Annotated in this window: 12 protein-coding genes; 5 read left to right on the forward strand and 7 right to left on the reverse strand. The window is 31.8% G+C overall.

The genetic code is table 11. The features are described 5' to 3' along the window. Positions 1-7: 7 nt before the first annotated feature. The 6 genes from TOPB45_RS00895 to sat all read right to left on the reverse strand — a co-directional run bounded on the left by TOPB45_RS00895 (position 8) and on the right by sat (position 7,964). Positions 8-2,215 carry an FAD-dependent oxidoreductase gene (locus TOPB45_RS00895; RefSeq protein WP_013908989.1) on the reverse strand — a complete coding sequence of 736 codons (2,208 nt, stop codon included), beginning with the start codon at positions 2,213-2,215 and terminating at the stop codon, positions 8-10. Between the two features lie 3 nt (positions 2,216-2,218). After that, positions 2,219-3,457: a CoB--CoM heterodisulfide reductase iron-sulfur subunit A family protein gene (locus tag TOPB45_RS00900; protein WP_013908990.1), complete on the reverse strand. Its 1,239-nt coding sequence runs from the start codon at positions 3,455-3,457 to the stop codon at positions 2,219-2,221. A gap of 116 nt (positions 3,458-3,573) precedes the next feature. Next, entirely contained in the window at positions 3,574-5,574 is a 2,001-nt protein-coding gene (aprA, locus tag TOPB45_RS00905) for an adenylyl-sulfate reductase subunit alpha (protein WP_013908991.1), read from the reverse strand. A gap of 32 nt (positions 5,575-5,606) precedes the next feature. Then, a complete protein-coding gene (gene aprB, locus TOPB45_RS00910) occupies positions 5,607-6,107 on the reverse strand; it encodes an adenylyl-sulfate reductase subunit beta (RefSeq protein ID WP_013908992.1) in 501 nt (166 codons plus the stop codon). A gap of 24 nt (positions 6,108-6,131) precedes the next feature. After that, positions 6,132-6,536, reverse strand: a complete 405-nt coding sequence (locus tag TOPB45_RS00915) for a DUF6955 family protein (protein ID WP_013908993.1) — start codon at positions 6,534-6,536, stop codon at positions 6,132-6,134. 18 nt (positions 6,537-6,554) lie between these two features. Continuing rightward, positions 6,555-7,964 carry a sulfate adenylyltransferase gene (sat, locus tag TOPB45_RS00920; protein ID WP_013908994.1) on the reverse strand — a complete coding sequence of 470 codons (1,410 nt, stop codon included), beginning with the start codon at positions 7,962-7,964 and terminating at the stop codon, positions 6,555-6,557. Positions 7,965-8,202: 238 nt separating this feature from the next. On the opposite strand from sat, the gene TOPB45_RS00925 reads away from it, so the two are divergent. Continuing rightward, positions 8,203-9,189, forward strand: coding sequence for a polyprenyl synthetase family protein (locus TOPB45_RS00925; protein WP_013908995.1), 987 nt, complete (start codon positions 8,203-8,205; stop codon positions 9,187-9,189). Next, positions 9,186-9,839 (forward strand): HAD family hydrolase, encoded by a 654-nt coding sequence (locus TOPB45_RS00930; RefSeq protein ID WP_013908996.1) that lies wholly within the window; start codon positions 9,186-9,188, stop codon positions 9,837-9,839. Before TOPB45_RS00925 ends, TOPB45_RS00930 begins: the two co-directional genes overlap by 4 nt. On the opposite strand, the gene TOPB45_RS00935 is transcribed toward TOPB45_RS00930, so the two are convergent. After that, a complete protein-coding gene (locus TOPB45_RS00935) occupies positions 9,787-12,105 on the reverse strand; it encodes a UvrD-helicase domain-containing protein (protein ID WP_013908997.1) in 2,319 nt (772 codons plus the stop codon). The genes TOPB45_RS00930 and TOPB45_RS00935 overlap by 53 nt on opposite strands. Before the next feature lie 24 nt (positions 12,106-12,129). Between TOPB45_RS00935 and TOPB45_RS00940 the strand changes: the two genes are divergently transcribed. The 3 genes from TOPB45_RS00940 (at position 12,130) to TOPB45_RS00950 (ending at position 14,261) form a co-directional block, all read left to right on the forward strand. Next, positions 12,130-12,876: an RsmE family RNA methyltransferase gene (locus tag TOPB45_RS00940; RefSeq protein WP_013908998.1), complete on the forward strand. Its 747-nt coding sequence runs from the start codon at positions 12,130-12,132 to the stop codon at positions 12,874-12,876. A gap of 70 nt (positions 12,877-12,946) precedes the next feature. After that, complete coding sequence (locus TOPB45_RS00945) at positions 12,947-13,432, forward strand: hypothetical protein (protein WP_013908999.1); 486 nt, start codon at positions 12,947-12,949, stop codon at positions 13,430-13,432. Position 13,433: 1 nt separating this feature from the next. After that, positions 13,434-14,261: a DUF4198 domain-containing protein gene (locus TOPB45_RS00950; protein WP_013909000.1), complete on the forward strand. Its 828-nt coding sequence runs from the start codon at positions 13,434-13,436 to the stop codon at positions 14,259-14,261. Positions 14,262-14,311: the final 50 nt, after the last annotated feature.

Raw genomic sequence — 14,311 nt, forward strand, 5'->3', positions numbered from 1 at the left:
TCCTCCTTTACCAACCTTTAAATGGATTTTCTTCAAATCCTTTTATTTCTTCATTAAATTCATTCATCTTTTTAATTACCTCTTCTACTTCATCAATAGCTACAGTGTATAAAGTTACTCTTTCTGGCTCTAAAGCGAGTTGTTGTAAAGTTTCTGCAACATTTTCCATACGTCTATTAGCTAATTCACTTCCTTTAATAAAATGGCACTGATAATTTTCACCATATTTACATCCTAATAAAAGAATTCCATCATAACCTTTACTCATGGCATCTTTAACAAAAGAAACATTAACTGCTCCTAAACATCTAACAGGGATTATTCTAAAAGTAACAGGTATGCTTTTTCTTTGAAGAGCTGCCATATCTAAAGCTGGTAGAGCATCATTTTCACAGATAAAAGCCATAAGCCTATAAAGTCCATAACCTTGTTCTGGCATTTCAGTTGCCCTTATCATATTTCCAACCATCTCAATAGAGTAATCTTTAAAATTAATAATTCTCTGAGGACAAGCACCGAAACAGGTTCCACAACGTCTACATCTTGTAATATTTGGTAAAGGATTACCTTTTTCATCTTCATTTAAAGCACCAAAAGGACACTCTTCAGTACATCTTTTACACTGAGTGCACATTTTAAGGTCAAATTCTGGATAGGCAAAATCCCAAGTTCTTGGATGAACTGCATGACCCTCTTCAATAGCAACAAGGCACTGAATAGCCTTAAGAGCTGCTCCACGTGCATCTTCTATTGCTTGTGCTATAGTCATTGGTTGATGAATTGCACCTGCAGCATAAATACCAGTTCTTCTTGTTTCATAGGGGAAACAAATATAGTTAGAATCGGCATATCCATAAAAGAGTTCAAGTTCATCAGGAGGTAACCCTGGACCTTGTCTATATTCTAAATTAAGGACAGGTCCTTCAGCTGTTACAGGAACCATTCCTATAGCGAGGACCACCAAATCAACATTTATTTCTAATTTTTCTCCCAATAGCGTTTCTTCAACTATTACTTTTACTTTTCCATCTTCCCCCTCAGAAACTTCAACCACTTTACCCTTAGTTAAAAAGACACCTGGATCGTCTTGCAAAGTTTTATAAAAGTTTTCATAAATTCCCATTGTTCTCATATGGTCATAAATTATAAATGCCTTTGCATCAGGATCTGCTTCTCTAATATATTTAGCCTGTTTAAGAGAAGCTAAACAACAATATCCTGAACAATAGGGTAAATGATTTTCGTCTCTTTGTCCAGCACATAGAATAAAAAGAACACTTTTAATAGGTGCCCCATCTGAAGGTCTTATAAATTTACCTTCTTTTGCCATTTCCTCAAATTGAACATTAGTGACTACATTTTTAATATTTCCATATCCTAAGGAGTCAAGTTTACTTGCATCATAAGGTTTAAATCCAGCTGCTAAAACAATAGCCCCTATTTTGACCTCCTCTTCTTTTCCATCTACATTAATCTTTACCTTAAATAGTCCAGGCATTCCTGAAATACTTGCAACAGTTGCCTTTTTATAAACCTTAATTTTTTCATTACTTTCTACTTGAGAAATAAGTTCATCTACTATAGGAGGAACAATATTTTTAAAAGGATGTTTAACTTCGCAATGACCCTTCATTTTAGCAACAAATCCACCCAGTTCTTTTTCCTTTTCAACTAATACTACATCATAACCGGCATTAGCAGCTTCTAAAGCTGCTGTCAATCCTGCTACTCCCCCACCAATAACAAGTATAGTTTTAGAAATTTCCTCTTCTGGTTTAAATGGTTCAGGAAGTTTATAAACTTGAAGTTTAGCAACTCCCATTTTAACATAATCCTTTGCTAAAGCCATAAGCTCATTTTTAAAAGGAACTCCCTCGATATAGTCAGCAGTGTCTTCTAAAATCTCTCCTCCTTCTCCTAAAAGAAATCTACTCCAAACTATTCCTTCCCTTAAATTAACCCTTTCTACAGCCACATTTCCAAAATCAAAGACATCATAATTAACTCTTGGAGAACAGGCACAAATAGAAACAGCATCAAGTCCGTTCTCTTTAATTTTTTCTTCAATAAAAGCTTTGCCCTCCTTTGAACAGAGAAATTCCCTACTATATACTGCAACTGCTCCCTGATCACGAGCAGCATTTTCTAATTCTGCAATATCTAAACGATTACCAATATCACAAGAAGTGCATATAAATACACCTATCTTTTCCATTTTTTACCCCCTTAATATAGTTTGAACAGCTTTCAAAGCTGCGCCAGTTGCTGTTTCATTAGAAGTCATAACATCAAGAGGCATTTTAGCACATCCACAAGCAATTATCCCGTTTTCTGAAATTACAAAACCGTTTTCATCAACTTCAAGTCCTTTAATATTTATTCCTGCTATACTTGGTTGCATACCAAGTGCAAGAACAACCAAGTTGACTTTTTCATGTATTTTTTTACCTGAAAGTATATCTTCTGCTGTGACTATTAAATCTTTAGTTTCAGGATCTTCTTCAATTTTCGCTACCTTTCCTTTAATAAAATTAATGCGAGCCTCATTTTGAGCTCTTCTTAAAAATTTTTCATATCTTCCAGGTGTTCTTATATCTATGTAAAAAATTAAGGCTTCAGCCTCAGGATCTTGTTCAGCTAAATATAAACTTTGCTTAAGAGAGGCTAAACAACATATATAGGAACAATAGGGCAAATGATTTTCATCACGTGATCCAGCACACTGAACAAAGGCAACCCTTTTAGGAAAACTTTGATCCGAAGGTCTTAAAATTTTTCCTCCAGTTGGTCCCCAGGGCGAAGCAAGTCTTTCCATTTGCATATTGGTTATCACATTAGCATATTTACCATACCCTAAATTATCAAGTTTTGTAGCATCATAAGGTTTCCAACCAGTTGCCCATATAATAGCTCCTACTTCAAACTCTAAGGTTTCTTCTTTCATATCTGGATCTATAGCATTATATTTACAAGCAGACATTATTCTTTCTAAATCTCCGGGAGCTAAGGCGGATTTATCAAGAACATATTTCATAGGAAATGCCATAGGATGAGGCAAATAAATTGCTTTTGTTTTTCTTAATCCAAAATCAAATTCACTTACTCTTTCACCCTCACAAACTTTCTCACACTCTCCACAAGCTGTACAATTGTCATTCACATATCTTGGCTTAACAACTGCCTTTACTTTATAATTTCCTTTTTCGCCAGAAATTTCTGCAATTTCTGTCATAGTATAAACTTTGATTCTGGGATTAGTTTTAATTCTTCTATAATTAATCTCTAAACCACAACTAGGAGGACAAAGTTTTGGAAAATAATATCTCAGTTGAGCAACCCTTCCACCTAAGCTTGGTTCTTTTTCAATTAATATTACTTCAGCTCCAACCTCAGCAGCTTCTACTGCTGCTGTTATTCCACTAATTCCTCCTCCTACAACTAATATAGGTTTTTTCATAATTACCTCCTAAGAATTATTTTCAGGATAAATCCCCTCTCTCAAAGGGGATTTATCCTGAAAATAAAATAAAAAAAGAGGGGGCTTAAAGCCCCCTCTTTTTTTTATTCTAAATTTTACGGTCCAAGTGGATCAGGAATAATCTGGACATAAGGATAAGTTTCTAAAGTCCACTCCTTAGTTTCAGGATTATAAGAGGAAAGAGTGAAGCATCTCCAATTTGCATCATCAAGATTGGGAAAGTCAGTTCTGTAATAGTATCCAGGATAACGGGTTTCTTCACGGAAGAGAATATGTAAAAGATGAGCTTCTGCAGTCCATACACGATGTCTATTTTCATAAGCTCTCATAAGTTCATGAAGGTCTCTTGCAGCTGCAAGCTCCATATCTTCCTTAAGCATCTTAATAAGCTCAAGACCTCTTTCAAGCATAACTTTATTAGTTTTATAGAAGGTGGAGCATCCAGCAACGTATTCATCCATAAGTTTCATAAGTCTATCCTGAATATGACGAGGTATCAAGTAGTTTGGATTAACTTCATAAGCAGTAGTTGCAGTCTTAAATTGTTCAAATCTATACCAGGGACCATAAATTTCTTTCTTTAATTCTTCAGGATTTTCTTTTGGAGTAGGTTTGTAATCTTTATGATCTAAGCAGAATTTTACCATAGCTTTAGCTGCAATTCTACCTTCTACATGAGAACCAGAGGAGAATTTATGTCCAGATGCTCCTACAGTATCTCCTGCACAGAAAAGTCCCTTTACTGTGGTCATTCTGTTATAAAGCCCGATTTCTCTCCAAGGAGCTTTATATTCTTCAGGAACCCAATCTTCATCAGGACCGCATACCCAAGCACCGGCACATCCAGCATGAGATCCTAAAAGATAGGGTTCTGTAGGCATAATTTCAGAGGGGAGTTTTTCAGGTTCAATATTTAAACAAGCCCAAAGTCCAGCCTGAGTTACACACATGTCAAGGAAGTCTTCCCAAGCTTCAGCAACAAGATGTTTAAATTCTTTCTTATCCATTTTCTCAGCAGCTTCCTGAAGCGCCCATTCAGTATGCATATAGATAGGTCCACGTCCAGCTTCCATTTCAATAAGCATAGCATGGTTTCTCAAGCAGGTTCCAATATGAGATGCCTCACCATAAGGAGCAAATTTCTTTAACTCATCTTTATGCTTTGCTACATAATCTTCTCCAAATGCATTAGTTGCTCTTGCTTTAAAGAGTAAGAACCATGCTCCAACTGGACCATAACCATCTTTAAAACGTGCAGGTATAAATCTATTTTCCATAAGTACAAGCTTAGCACCAATTTGGGCACACATTGCATATCCTGTTCCAGGATTCCATACAGGATACCAAGCACGCCCTTTTCCTTCACCAATTGATCTTGGACGGAATACATTAACAGCTCCACCAGTAGCAAGTAATGTAGCATTTGCTTTAATAATATAAATTTTGTTTTCTCTTACAGAGAATCCCACTGCTCCAGCACAACGATTAGGCTCATTAGCATCAAGAAGAGGTCTTACAATAAAACATCTTTCAATAATTTCTGCCTTATCATAACCAGTAAGAGCATTTTTGGCTGCTTCAGCAACAATTACTTTATAAGATTCACCATTAATCATTATCTGCCAGCGACCAGAACGAACAGGTTGAGCACCAGCTTTAAGAGTTAGCCCTTTAGCCTTTGCTTCAGCACCATCTAAGGTTTTTCCAGTCTGGGGATCTTTTTTCCAAATAGGGAGACCCCATTCTTCAAAACAATGAACTGTATCGTCAACATGACGACCTACATCAAAAACAAGGTCTTCACGAACAATACCCATTAAGTCACAACGGACCATTCTAACATAGTCATCAGGTGTATTCTCCCCAATATAGGTATTTATAGCAGAAAGACCCATAGCTACTGCACCAGATCTTTCCATAGCAGCCTTATCACAAAGAATAATTCTTAATCCATGAGGTTTAGCCCACTGAACAGCTTCTACCGCAGCACCACAAGCTGCCATTCCACCACCAACTATCAAAATATCTGTTTCCTTTTCTACAATTTCAGGTTCTGCACATTCTAAACCAGGATTATAATGCCAAATCTTAGGCATAGTGCCACCTCCTTTCAAATTTTTTAAATTTTCTAAGCTGTTTTAATTTTCATAGTTTTACCAAGTGCACCAACTTCAAATTTTTTGTTTAATACTGCAGCAGGTTTAGCAGGCTCTTTTCCATCAGCAGCTTCAGTAAAAAGCTGATTGGTATTAATTAATGCAGGATCGGGTGTTGGTTTCCCTACTGTAGGATCAGCAGAACCTTCAGGAGTAGTTCTTGTAGGATACTTAAATCTTAAAACCACACCATTTCTAAATTTAATTGTCCACATAATATCAGTAGTTCCACGCATAGGTTGACAGGTTCCATGAAGAGGAGCGAAATCTGCATAATGTCTTACAGAAATTGCTCCTTGAGGACAGCTTTTTACACAGCTATAACATTCCCAGCACTGATCAGGTTCCTGATTGTAAGCTTTCATTGCTTCAGGATCAAGAATCATAAGGTCATTAGGACAAATGTACATGCATACTGTTTTGTCTCCACCTTTGCATCCGTCACATTTTTCAGGATTTACATAACTTGGCATATTAACACCCCCTTTATAGTTTTTTTATTGAACTGGTTTTTGTACTGGATTTTTTTGTAATTCTAAAATATCACTTATATCAATATCTGGAACAGGAAGCTCTCTATCTTCTTTTTCAATCTCTTCCTTAATAGAAGGAAGTTCTTCAAGGGCTTTCTCGATAACCTCTGGACCTAAGGATTTTAATTCTACAACCTTCTTAAATACGAGTCTTTTAAATGCAGCTGGAGTTTCTTCAATAAAACCTCTTGCGTCAAATCTTGCTCTTGAGAATTGATCAATAGTTTTTTGAGCAAGATCATCAGGAACCTCAATTACCAATCTTTTCAAAGCTCCTCCAAAAATAGGTTCAATTTTCTCTTCAAGAGGTGTTCCTTTTATAGCTGCAAGTCTTTTTTCATCTAATATGATTGCAAAATATTTAGCCATATTCACCTCCTTTACTTTTTAAGAAATTTTTTTCTTTAAATGTTCTGGTATATCCATATGAGGAAGATCTACTTCTAATCTTTCTTCTCTTTCTTTTAAATATTTCTCATTGTTGAAAGGATAACCAAATTCTTTCCACCATTTCACAACCACTTTATAAACCTCAGGTCTATAAATTTCTGGTGGTGGTGTTAGACCTTCATTTATAAGTCCTCTAATAAAGCTACCAGAGTATCTTGAATAAATTCCTTTATGATTACAATTTTCAGAATAGGCAAATTCTTTACATTTTGGACAATACCAAAATTCAGCAATATTTTGAGGTCTTATATAAAATCCACCAGGAACAGCAAAAGGAGGTGCATCAAATCCAAAACTTGGAATTCCTTTAGACCATAAAATCTGTGTTGCATAAATGTCATAATATTCACCTAATGCAGCATGGTCTCTTCCAAACATATGGAAAGAAATTCCCATGTTCTGTCTAATTACAGCGTGAAGTAAAGATTCTATTGGATTCCCATATCTCATATCCCAAAGGGTTATAGTAACCATGTGTCTTTCTGGCTTAATATAACCAGCAAGATGCAACATTTCATGAGCTTCTACAATTGCTTCATCTGGGAAGTCACCTATTCTTTTTGCTCCAATAATAGCATTAACTACTATTCCATCACAAGGTTTAATATCACCAATATAAGCTGCCATCTTCATTAATGCTTCATGTCCAGTATGGGGAACATTTCTTGTTTGATGAGCAATAACTGTTGTCCATCCTCTTCTCTTAAATTCTTCTCTTGCTTTCTTAGGTGGATACCAAAATCTATCAAAAGGAGGTCTAAGTTTTGGTTCATTAATAATAGTATATTTTCCTGCAAGAATAATCTTATTCAAAGAACGGTATATGTTATAGCCAGTATGTTTCTCATCAAAGGGAACTTTCACAACTTCAGGATTTTTCTCAGGTGTTCCAAAAGTTCTTACTGCTACATCACCTGGATTTATTTCATAGACTTCTTCAATCTCAAGAATAGCAAAAGGTTCACCCTTTAATCTTAAAAGTAACCAATCCCCTGGTCCAATTTCACCAAATTTTTCACGAAGTTGTTTAAAATCATCTTCAGAAATATCAAAAAGGATTGGATAAGGGAATACCCATCCGCTCAAAAGTCTTCTTCTTTCAAGAACACTTTCAAGTTCAGCTTTTGTCATCGAACCTTCAACAGGGCTAAAAAATCCATAACAAACTGACATAATTTCTCTATAAACATTTCTAACAGGATTACCTTTAAAAAGGGTTGGTTTAATGTCATAAACTGCTGAACATTTTTCCATAAGTTTCCAAGCTGCACGAGGATCTCTTACTACTCTTTCAACAAGCTTTCCACCATGAGGTGGGGGTAGATCTTTAATCCTTATATCCTGCATATTCACCTCCTATAAATTTAGAATTTGTTTGTTAAACCTAAAATTAAAAAAATAATTTCAAAAGTCAAACCTAATTTTAAGCTGTTATAAATAATTTTTTAAAATTATTTAAAATCTCAACTGAATTGAAAAATTGATTTTTATTTTTTTGAAAATTTTTTTGTTTTTTCATTTTCTTTTTAATCTTTTAAAAAAATTTTTTTGTACTATAATTACTAAAAAATTTAAGGACTTTACAGTGTCGGAAGTAGAAATTTTAGAAAAAATAAAATCTGAATTAAATATTATAGAAGAAACCCTCAAAACCTATTTAGACTCTCAACATCCCTTTATAAATCAAGTAAGTGAATACATCATTTTTTCTGGTGGAAAAAGAATTAGACCTTTATTAACAGTTCTTTGTGCCAAACTTTTTTTAAACGAAAATTTAAATAACAGATATTTAGAAACTATTTATAGAACTTCAATACTTTTTGAATATTTACACGCAGCAACCCTTCTTCATGACGATGTAGTTGATTCTGCAGAGTTTAGAAGAGGGAGAAAAGCTGCCAGAAATCTTTGGGGAAATCAAGCAACTATTCTTGTAGGAGATTATTTATATGCTAAGGCTTTAAGACTTGCAAGCCTATTAGAAAATCCAAGGGTAATGGATGTAATTACACAGACCACACTTCTTATGAGTGAAGGAGAAATTTTGCAACTTCTTAATCTTGATAATACCACTCTTACAGAAGCTGAGTATGAAGAGGTTATTTACAGAAAAACTGCTGTTTTAATATCTGCTTGTTGCGAGGTAGGGGCTATTTTGGGAGAAGCTAAACCAAATGAATGTTTGTTACTTAAAAATTTTGGTAAATATTTAGGACTTGCTTTTCAAATAATTGATGATCTTCTTGATTATTTAAGTGAAGAAACAGGGAAAGATTTAGGAAAAGACTTTAAAGAAGGAAAAATAACCTTGCCTGTCATTTATGCCTTACAGTTAGCAGATACTGAAGAAAAAAATACACTTCTTTATTTACTTAAAACTCCTGAAGTTGAAAAAAAGGATTTTGAAACTGCTAAAAAAATTATTGAAAAAAATCAAGGATTTATAAAAAGTAAAGAAAAGGCTGAGCAATATATAAATTTAGCTAAGGATTGTTTAAAAGAATTGCCCAATAATTTTTATAAAGATTTACTTCTTTTTATAAGTGATTATCTTTTAAAAAGAAAAAAATGAATTACCTTAAGCTTCTTGTTTTTGATTGTGATGGTGTTCTTTTTGATTCAAAATTAGCAAATATCAATTTTTATAATTATATTTTAAAAAAATTAGGTAGATCTCCTCTAACTCCTGAAGAAATAGAATTTATTCATATGCATTCAGTAGATGAGTGCCTTCAGTATCTTTTAAGAAATCATCCTGAAAAATTAGAATTAGCAAAAAAAATCCAAAAGGAAACTCCCTATCAACTCTTTTTAAAATATATGACTTTAGAAGATGGACTTATAGATTTTTTAAATTGGGCAAGAAAATATTTTTATTTAGCAATATGTACTAATAGAACTACCTCAACTTTTCCTCTTTTAAAACATTTTAATTTGAAAAACTACTTTGATTTTGTTATGACTGCTTCCATTGTTCCTAAAAATAATCCCTTAGCCCTTCTTACTATTTTAAAACATTTTAAAGTGGAAAAGGAAGCCACCCTTTATATAGGTGATTCAAAAGTAGATAAAGATTTATGCGAAAAATGTAAAGTTAAAATGGTTTCCTTTAAAAATCCCAATTTATTAGCTGATTTTTATATCAAAGATTATAAAGAACTAAAAAAACTTATAGAAGAAAATTTTCAGTTTTATCCCTTAAAAAAGAATAAACTTTATTAAAAACTCTTGTGACTTCAAATTTTGAAAAATCTCTCGTTTCTTCTATTTCGGGAATTAAAATATAAAGAGTTTTGATAGCTCTTGTAAATCCTACATATAGCAAATTAAACAATTCCATTTTGATTTTAGCCTTTTCTAAATACCACCCTATTTTTCCTTCACCAGGAAGCTCATTTTTTCTTCCTTTATAGATGTTTCCGTTATAAAATACTAACCCAAGATCTGAACTATATGGTTTTTCTTCCCAGAAAAGAGGTAATATTACATGATTAAATTCAAGCCCCTTTGCTAAATGAAAGGTAAGAACTTTGATAGCTGATTTATCTTTAGGCATCTCCAATTCATCTTCTGAATATTTCTCCCAATATTCCAAAAATTCTTCTAAATCCCCACCTTTAAAAGAAAAATCTAATATTATACTTAAAAATTTATAGAGATAAGCTAACTCTTTGTTCTTTTTTTCTTCTAATTTAAATTTTTTTACTATATATTGACAAAGCTCATAAAGAGAAAGATATTTTCTAACTGAAAGAATTTCTTCTATATAATTTTCCCAAAGGGAAGGGTATTCTTTTTTAAAAAATTCAACTAAACTTATATTACTACCTGTAAGTTTGAACTCACAATACTTTGATAAAATATCCAATGAGTTTTCAAAAAAATCACCACTTAAAAACCCAGCTAAGGCTATTTCATCTTCTAAATAATTTAAAAATTTAAGAAGAGAAAAAAAGGCATTTATAAGGGGAGACTCTTTTATTTTTAAAAATGAACTTCCTATTACTTTAAATCCCTCAGAAATAAGAAAAGAAGATAGCTCAGTGATATCTTCATTTTTCCTTACTAAAATAGCAACATCATCTAAATCTTTTTTTTGTTCAAGATCCCTTAAAATATTTAAAATTTCTTTTTTTATTAATTCTTTTACCTTTTCCTTAGGGGATTTTCCTTCTATATTTTCTTCCATTTTCAAAAACTTACATTCTACCTCACCTTTAAAATCATTTACAGCTTCTTGAATTACATTCTCAAAACTCCAGTCAAAATCTTTTAAAACATAAGTTAATATTTCTTCTTTTTCTTCTATTTTTTCTTTACCAAAAATAAGCTCCTCTAACAGTTCCTTTTTTAACTCTAAATTTTTATTTATGTAAGAAAAAAAGAGATTATTAAATTTAACGATCTCAACTGCACTTCTATAGTTTTTTCCTAAAACTTCAACTTTTATGGGATAGGAAGAAAATTTTTGCATAAACTCTGCCAAAATAAAAGGATCTCCTCCCTTCCATTGAAAAATTGACTGTTTTGGATCACAGGCACAAATGAAAAATTTATTTCTACTAAGTACATCTTCAACTATAGGTAAAATCGCTTCCCATTGAACACGATCGGTATCTTGAAATTCATCTATTATAATTCCTTCTAATTTGCCCAGTTTTACATAAATCCAGGGAATAAATTCCGGAAAAAAAGTAAGATGCTGGGATAATATTTCTTTCCAAATCCCGATAAATAATGTCTTTTCTCTACTAAAAACCTCCTCTAATTTTTTCTTCAAAAGTGTATATAAAACTAAGTAATAATCTTTTGGATCTTTAAAAGTTTCTATTTCATTAAAATCTAAAAAAATTTTTTCTATTTTATTCTCTTGATAAGTACCTAAGGTGTCCAGAAGTTCCTTTTTATAGGTAATTTTCTGAAAAATTTTTTCTGAATCCTTTATTAATTTGTTTTTTATGTCAATTTTTAATTTCTCTTCGTTAGTAAGAAGATAATCTACAAAATTTTCTAAAAATTTTAATAATCCTTCAGTTTTTTTTGCAGCTTCAAAAATTTCATTAAGTGCCTTCTCTATAAGATTTTTTTCTATATAAGTTTTTATCTGAAAATCTGCAGGCATATCTAATTCATAAGAAAGGGCTCTATAAAGATTTAAAAGAAAACTATCAATAGTTTTTATCTGAAAAGAATCATAATTTAAAAATATCTCTTCTAAAAAAAACTCAGCTCTTTCTGGAGAAATTCCTGTTTCGTAAGTCTTAATTTTCCCTTTTTCAGTTTGTTTATAAATCTCTTTTAAAAAAGATATAATTCTTTCTTTCATCTCAAAGGAAGCTTTATTTGTAAAAGTAATTGCAAGTAGACTTTTAAGATTAAATTCTCCCTCTTCATAAATTTTATTTAGGATTTTTAAATAATTGAGAGCTAATTGATAGGTTTTACCACTTCCGGCACTGGCGTTATAGATTATTATATTGTCAGTCATTTGAATAAATTGTATTATAATCCTATGGATATTCAAGGTGGCAATAGATTTTTCTTTACCTTTGAGAAGGAAGGCTTTCTTTCTGAAGAGGAATCTCATCATTTAATAAGGGTCTTAAGAAAAAAAGTAGGAGAAAGAATAAAGCTCATTGATGGAAAAGGAAATGAATATGAAGGAGAAATTGTAAAAATAATAAAAAAAGGAAAAAAAATAAAAGCAAAAGTAAGATTACTTGAACTTTTAAGAAAAGAAAAACCTTCATCAGTAAAAATTATAGCTCTCGTTCCTCTTTTAAAAGGGGACAAAACTGAATTTTTAATAGAAAAAGGAGTAGAGCTTGGAATAAATGAATTTATTCCCTTTCAAAGTGATCATTCTGTAGCTAAGATTTCTTCTAAATTAGATGAACGTTTAAAGATAAAAGCTATAAATGCTTTAAAACAATCAGGAAGACTTTATCTTCCAGAAATTAAGCCACCAATAATTTTGAGAAATTTTTTATCTGAAAACCCCTTCCCCTCATCTCTTAAAATAGTTGCTTTACCAGAAAAAGGTATTTTTTTAGAAAAACTTATAGAAAAACTGATTAATTCTAAGGAGATTGTTTTGATTTCAGGTCCTGAGGGAGGATTTAGCAAGGAAGAAGAAAAATTATTAAAAGAAAAAAACTTTATCCCCCTTTTTCTTTCCCCTTATATTTTAAGAGCTGAGACTGCTTCTTTATCTTTAATGAGTTTTGTCTCCATTTTTGTAAATTTCTATTTTGGATAAAAAGATTGAAAAAAGTTAAATATGTGGTTTTATTAAATTTATAGAAAAAAATAAAAGAGGTGTTTTTAAGATGGGAGGACGTTCTCGTAAATCTATTTTAAAACAAAAAATGGCAAAGTATTATAGAGAAAGAGAAAATCCTCTTGCTTTACTTGCTTTACAAGATGAAATTATACGTTTAAACAAAGACAAGCTGGATCTATTTCAAGAAAATTTAGAATATTTAAGAACTCTTGACTTATCTACTGATCACGAAAGACCTGCTTCTAAACTAAGTATAAGGCGTTTCCCTAATGAACCAGATAAAAAATTTACTACCAGAGCTTTTTATGAAACTTTATATCCTATTACTTTAGAATATAGATTTATGCCTCTTCAGGCGATCTTTGTGTGGTATCTAAGAGCTTTAGAAATGATTTATGGAGAAAAAATTCCTAAGATTCATTTAAATAGACTTCAAAAATGGATAAAATATTGGCTTTCAAGTCTTACTCCTGAACAGGAATTAAAACTTAAAAGTGCAGTAATATCTTGGATTTTAAATAGATTTACATAAAATGATTTTTATTCTTGTTTTCATCTTTATAAACCTTTTTGTCTCTCCTTCTTTAGCTTACAAACTCTTTATAATTTCTTTTCCTGATAATTATGGAAAAATGAAAAAAGAGAAAATATTTTATGTTGGAGCAGCAGAACCTGCTTTTGGTGCTATATATGATCTAAAACCACCTAAAAGGTTCTTCCTCCTTACTCCAGATAAAAAAACCATAAAAGTTACTCTTTTCAGAACAAAATACGAAGACAAGGCATTAAATTTAGAAAGAATTGGATATAAAATACAATTATCCTTAGAAACTAAAGGAGATCACTATATATGTATAGAAAGTGATTATTATCTTACAAGAGATTTAAAATTAACAAAATCCTTTGCTAAGGTTCCTCTTCATGTAGAAATAGAAAAGGGTTGGGATAATTTTTGTGGATTTGATTTAGAAATAAAACCTTATACCAGACCCTATGGATTTAGTGATAGAGGTATTTTCTGGGGACAGGTTTTATATAATAATAAACCTCTTTCAAATGTTATTGTAGAGTTTGAAAGATTTAGCCCAGTTTTTTTAAATTTAGAAGATTTACCAAAGGATTCTTATGGAGAAATAAATTATCCCTATTTAAAGAAAACTGTAAAAACTAATAAAGATGGGTTTTTTGTAGTATCTCTTGAAAAACCAGGATGGTGGGTTCTTACAGTTAAAAGGGGAGCAGGTATTAAAACCTTTGGGAATACTTCCTACCCAGTTGAAATAGCAAGCCATTTTTGGATATATGTTTTCCCTTCTAAAGAGGAAAATTTAAAATATAACTTTTTAGAAAAAACACCTTGACTTTAATTTAGATTTTTTTTATAAAGAATTTTTGATAAATTTAAAAATGT

The sequence above is a fragment of the Thermodesulfobacterium geofontis OPF15 genome (genome assembly GCF_000215975.1).
Classification (GTDB): Bacteria; Desulfobacterota; Thermodesulfobacteria; order Thermodesulfobacteriales; family Thermodesulfobacteriaceae; genus Thermodesulfobacterium; species Thermodesulfobacterium geofontis.

What these genes read in the sequence shown, in the direction of transcription:
- TOPB45_RS00945 (WP_013908999.1), top strand. Translation starts at nt 12,947, where the DNA reads ATGGGAGGACGTTCTCGTAAATCTATTTTAAAACAAAAAATGGCAAAG.
- TOPB45_RS00900 (WP_013908990.1), bottom strand. Translation starts at nt 3,457, where the DNA reads ATGAAAAAACCTATATTAGTTGTAGGAGGAGGAATTAGTGGAATAACA.
- TOPB45_RS00950 (WP_013909000.1), top strand. Translation starts at nt 13,434, where the DNA reads ATGATTTTTATTCTTGTTTTCATCTTTATAAACCTTTTTGTCTCTCCT.
- aprB (WP_013908992.1), bottom strand. Translation starts at nt 6,107, where the DNA reads ATGCCAAGTTATGTAAATCCTGAAAAATGTGACGGATGCAAAGGTGGA.
- TOPB45_RS00930 (WP_013908996.1), top strand. Translation starts at nt 9,186, where the DNA reads ATGAATTACCTTAAGCTTCTTGTTTTTGATTGTGATGGTGTTCTTTTT.
- TOPB45_RS00915 (WP_013908993.1), bottom strand. Translation starts at nt 6,536, where the DNA reads ATGGCTAAATATTTTGCAATCATATTAGATGAAAAAAGACTTGCAGCT.
- aprA (WP_013908991.1), bottom strand. Translation starts at nt 5,574, where the DNA reads ATGCCTAAGATTTGGCATTATAATCCTGGTTTAGAATGTGCAGAACCT.
- TOPB45_RS00940 (WP_013908998.1), top strand. Translation starts at nt 12,130, where the DNA reads ATGGATATTCAAGGTGGCAATAGATTTTTCTTTACCTTTGAGAAGGAA.
- TOPB45_RS00935 (WP_013908997.1), bottom strand. Translation starts at nt 12,105, where the DNA reads ATGACTGACAATATAATAATCTATAACGCCAGTGCCGGAAGTGGTAAA.
- TOPB45_RS00895 (WP_013908989.1), bottom strand. Translation starts at nt 2,215, where the DNA reads ATGGAAAAGATAGGTGTATTTATATGCACTTCTTGTGATATTGGTAAT.
- sat (WP_013908994.1), bottom strand. Translation starts at nt 7,964, where the DNA reads ATGCAGGATATAAGGATTAAAGATCTACCCCCACCTCATGGTGGAAAG.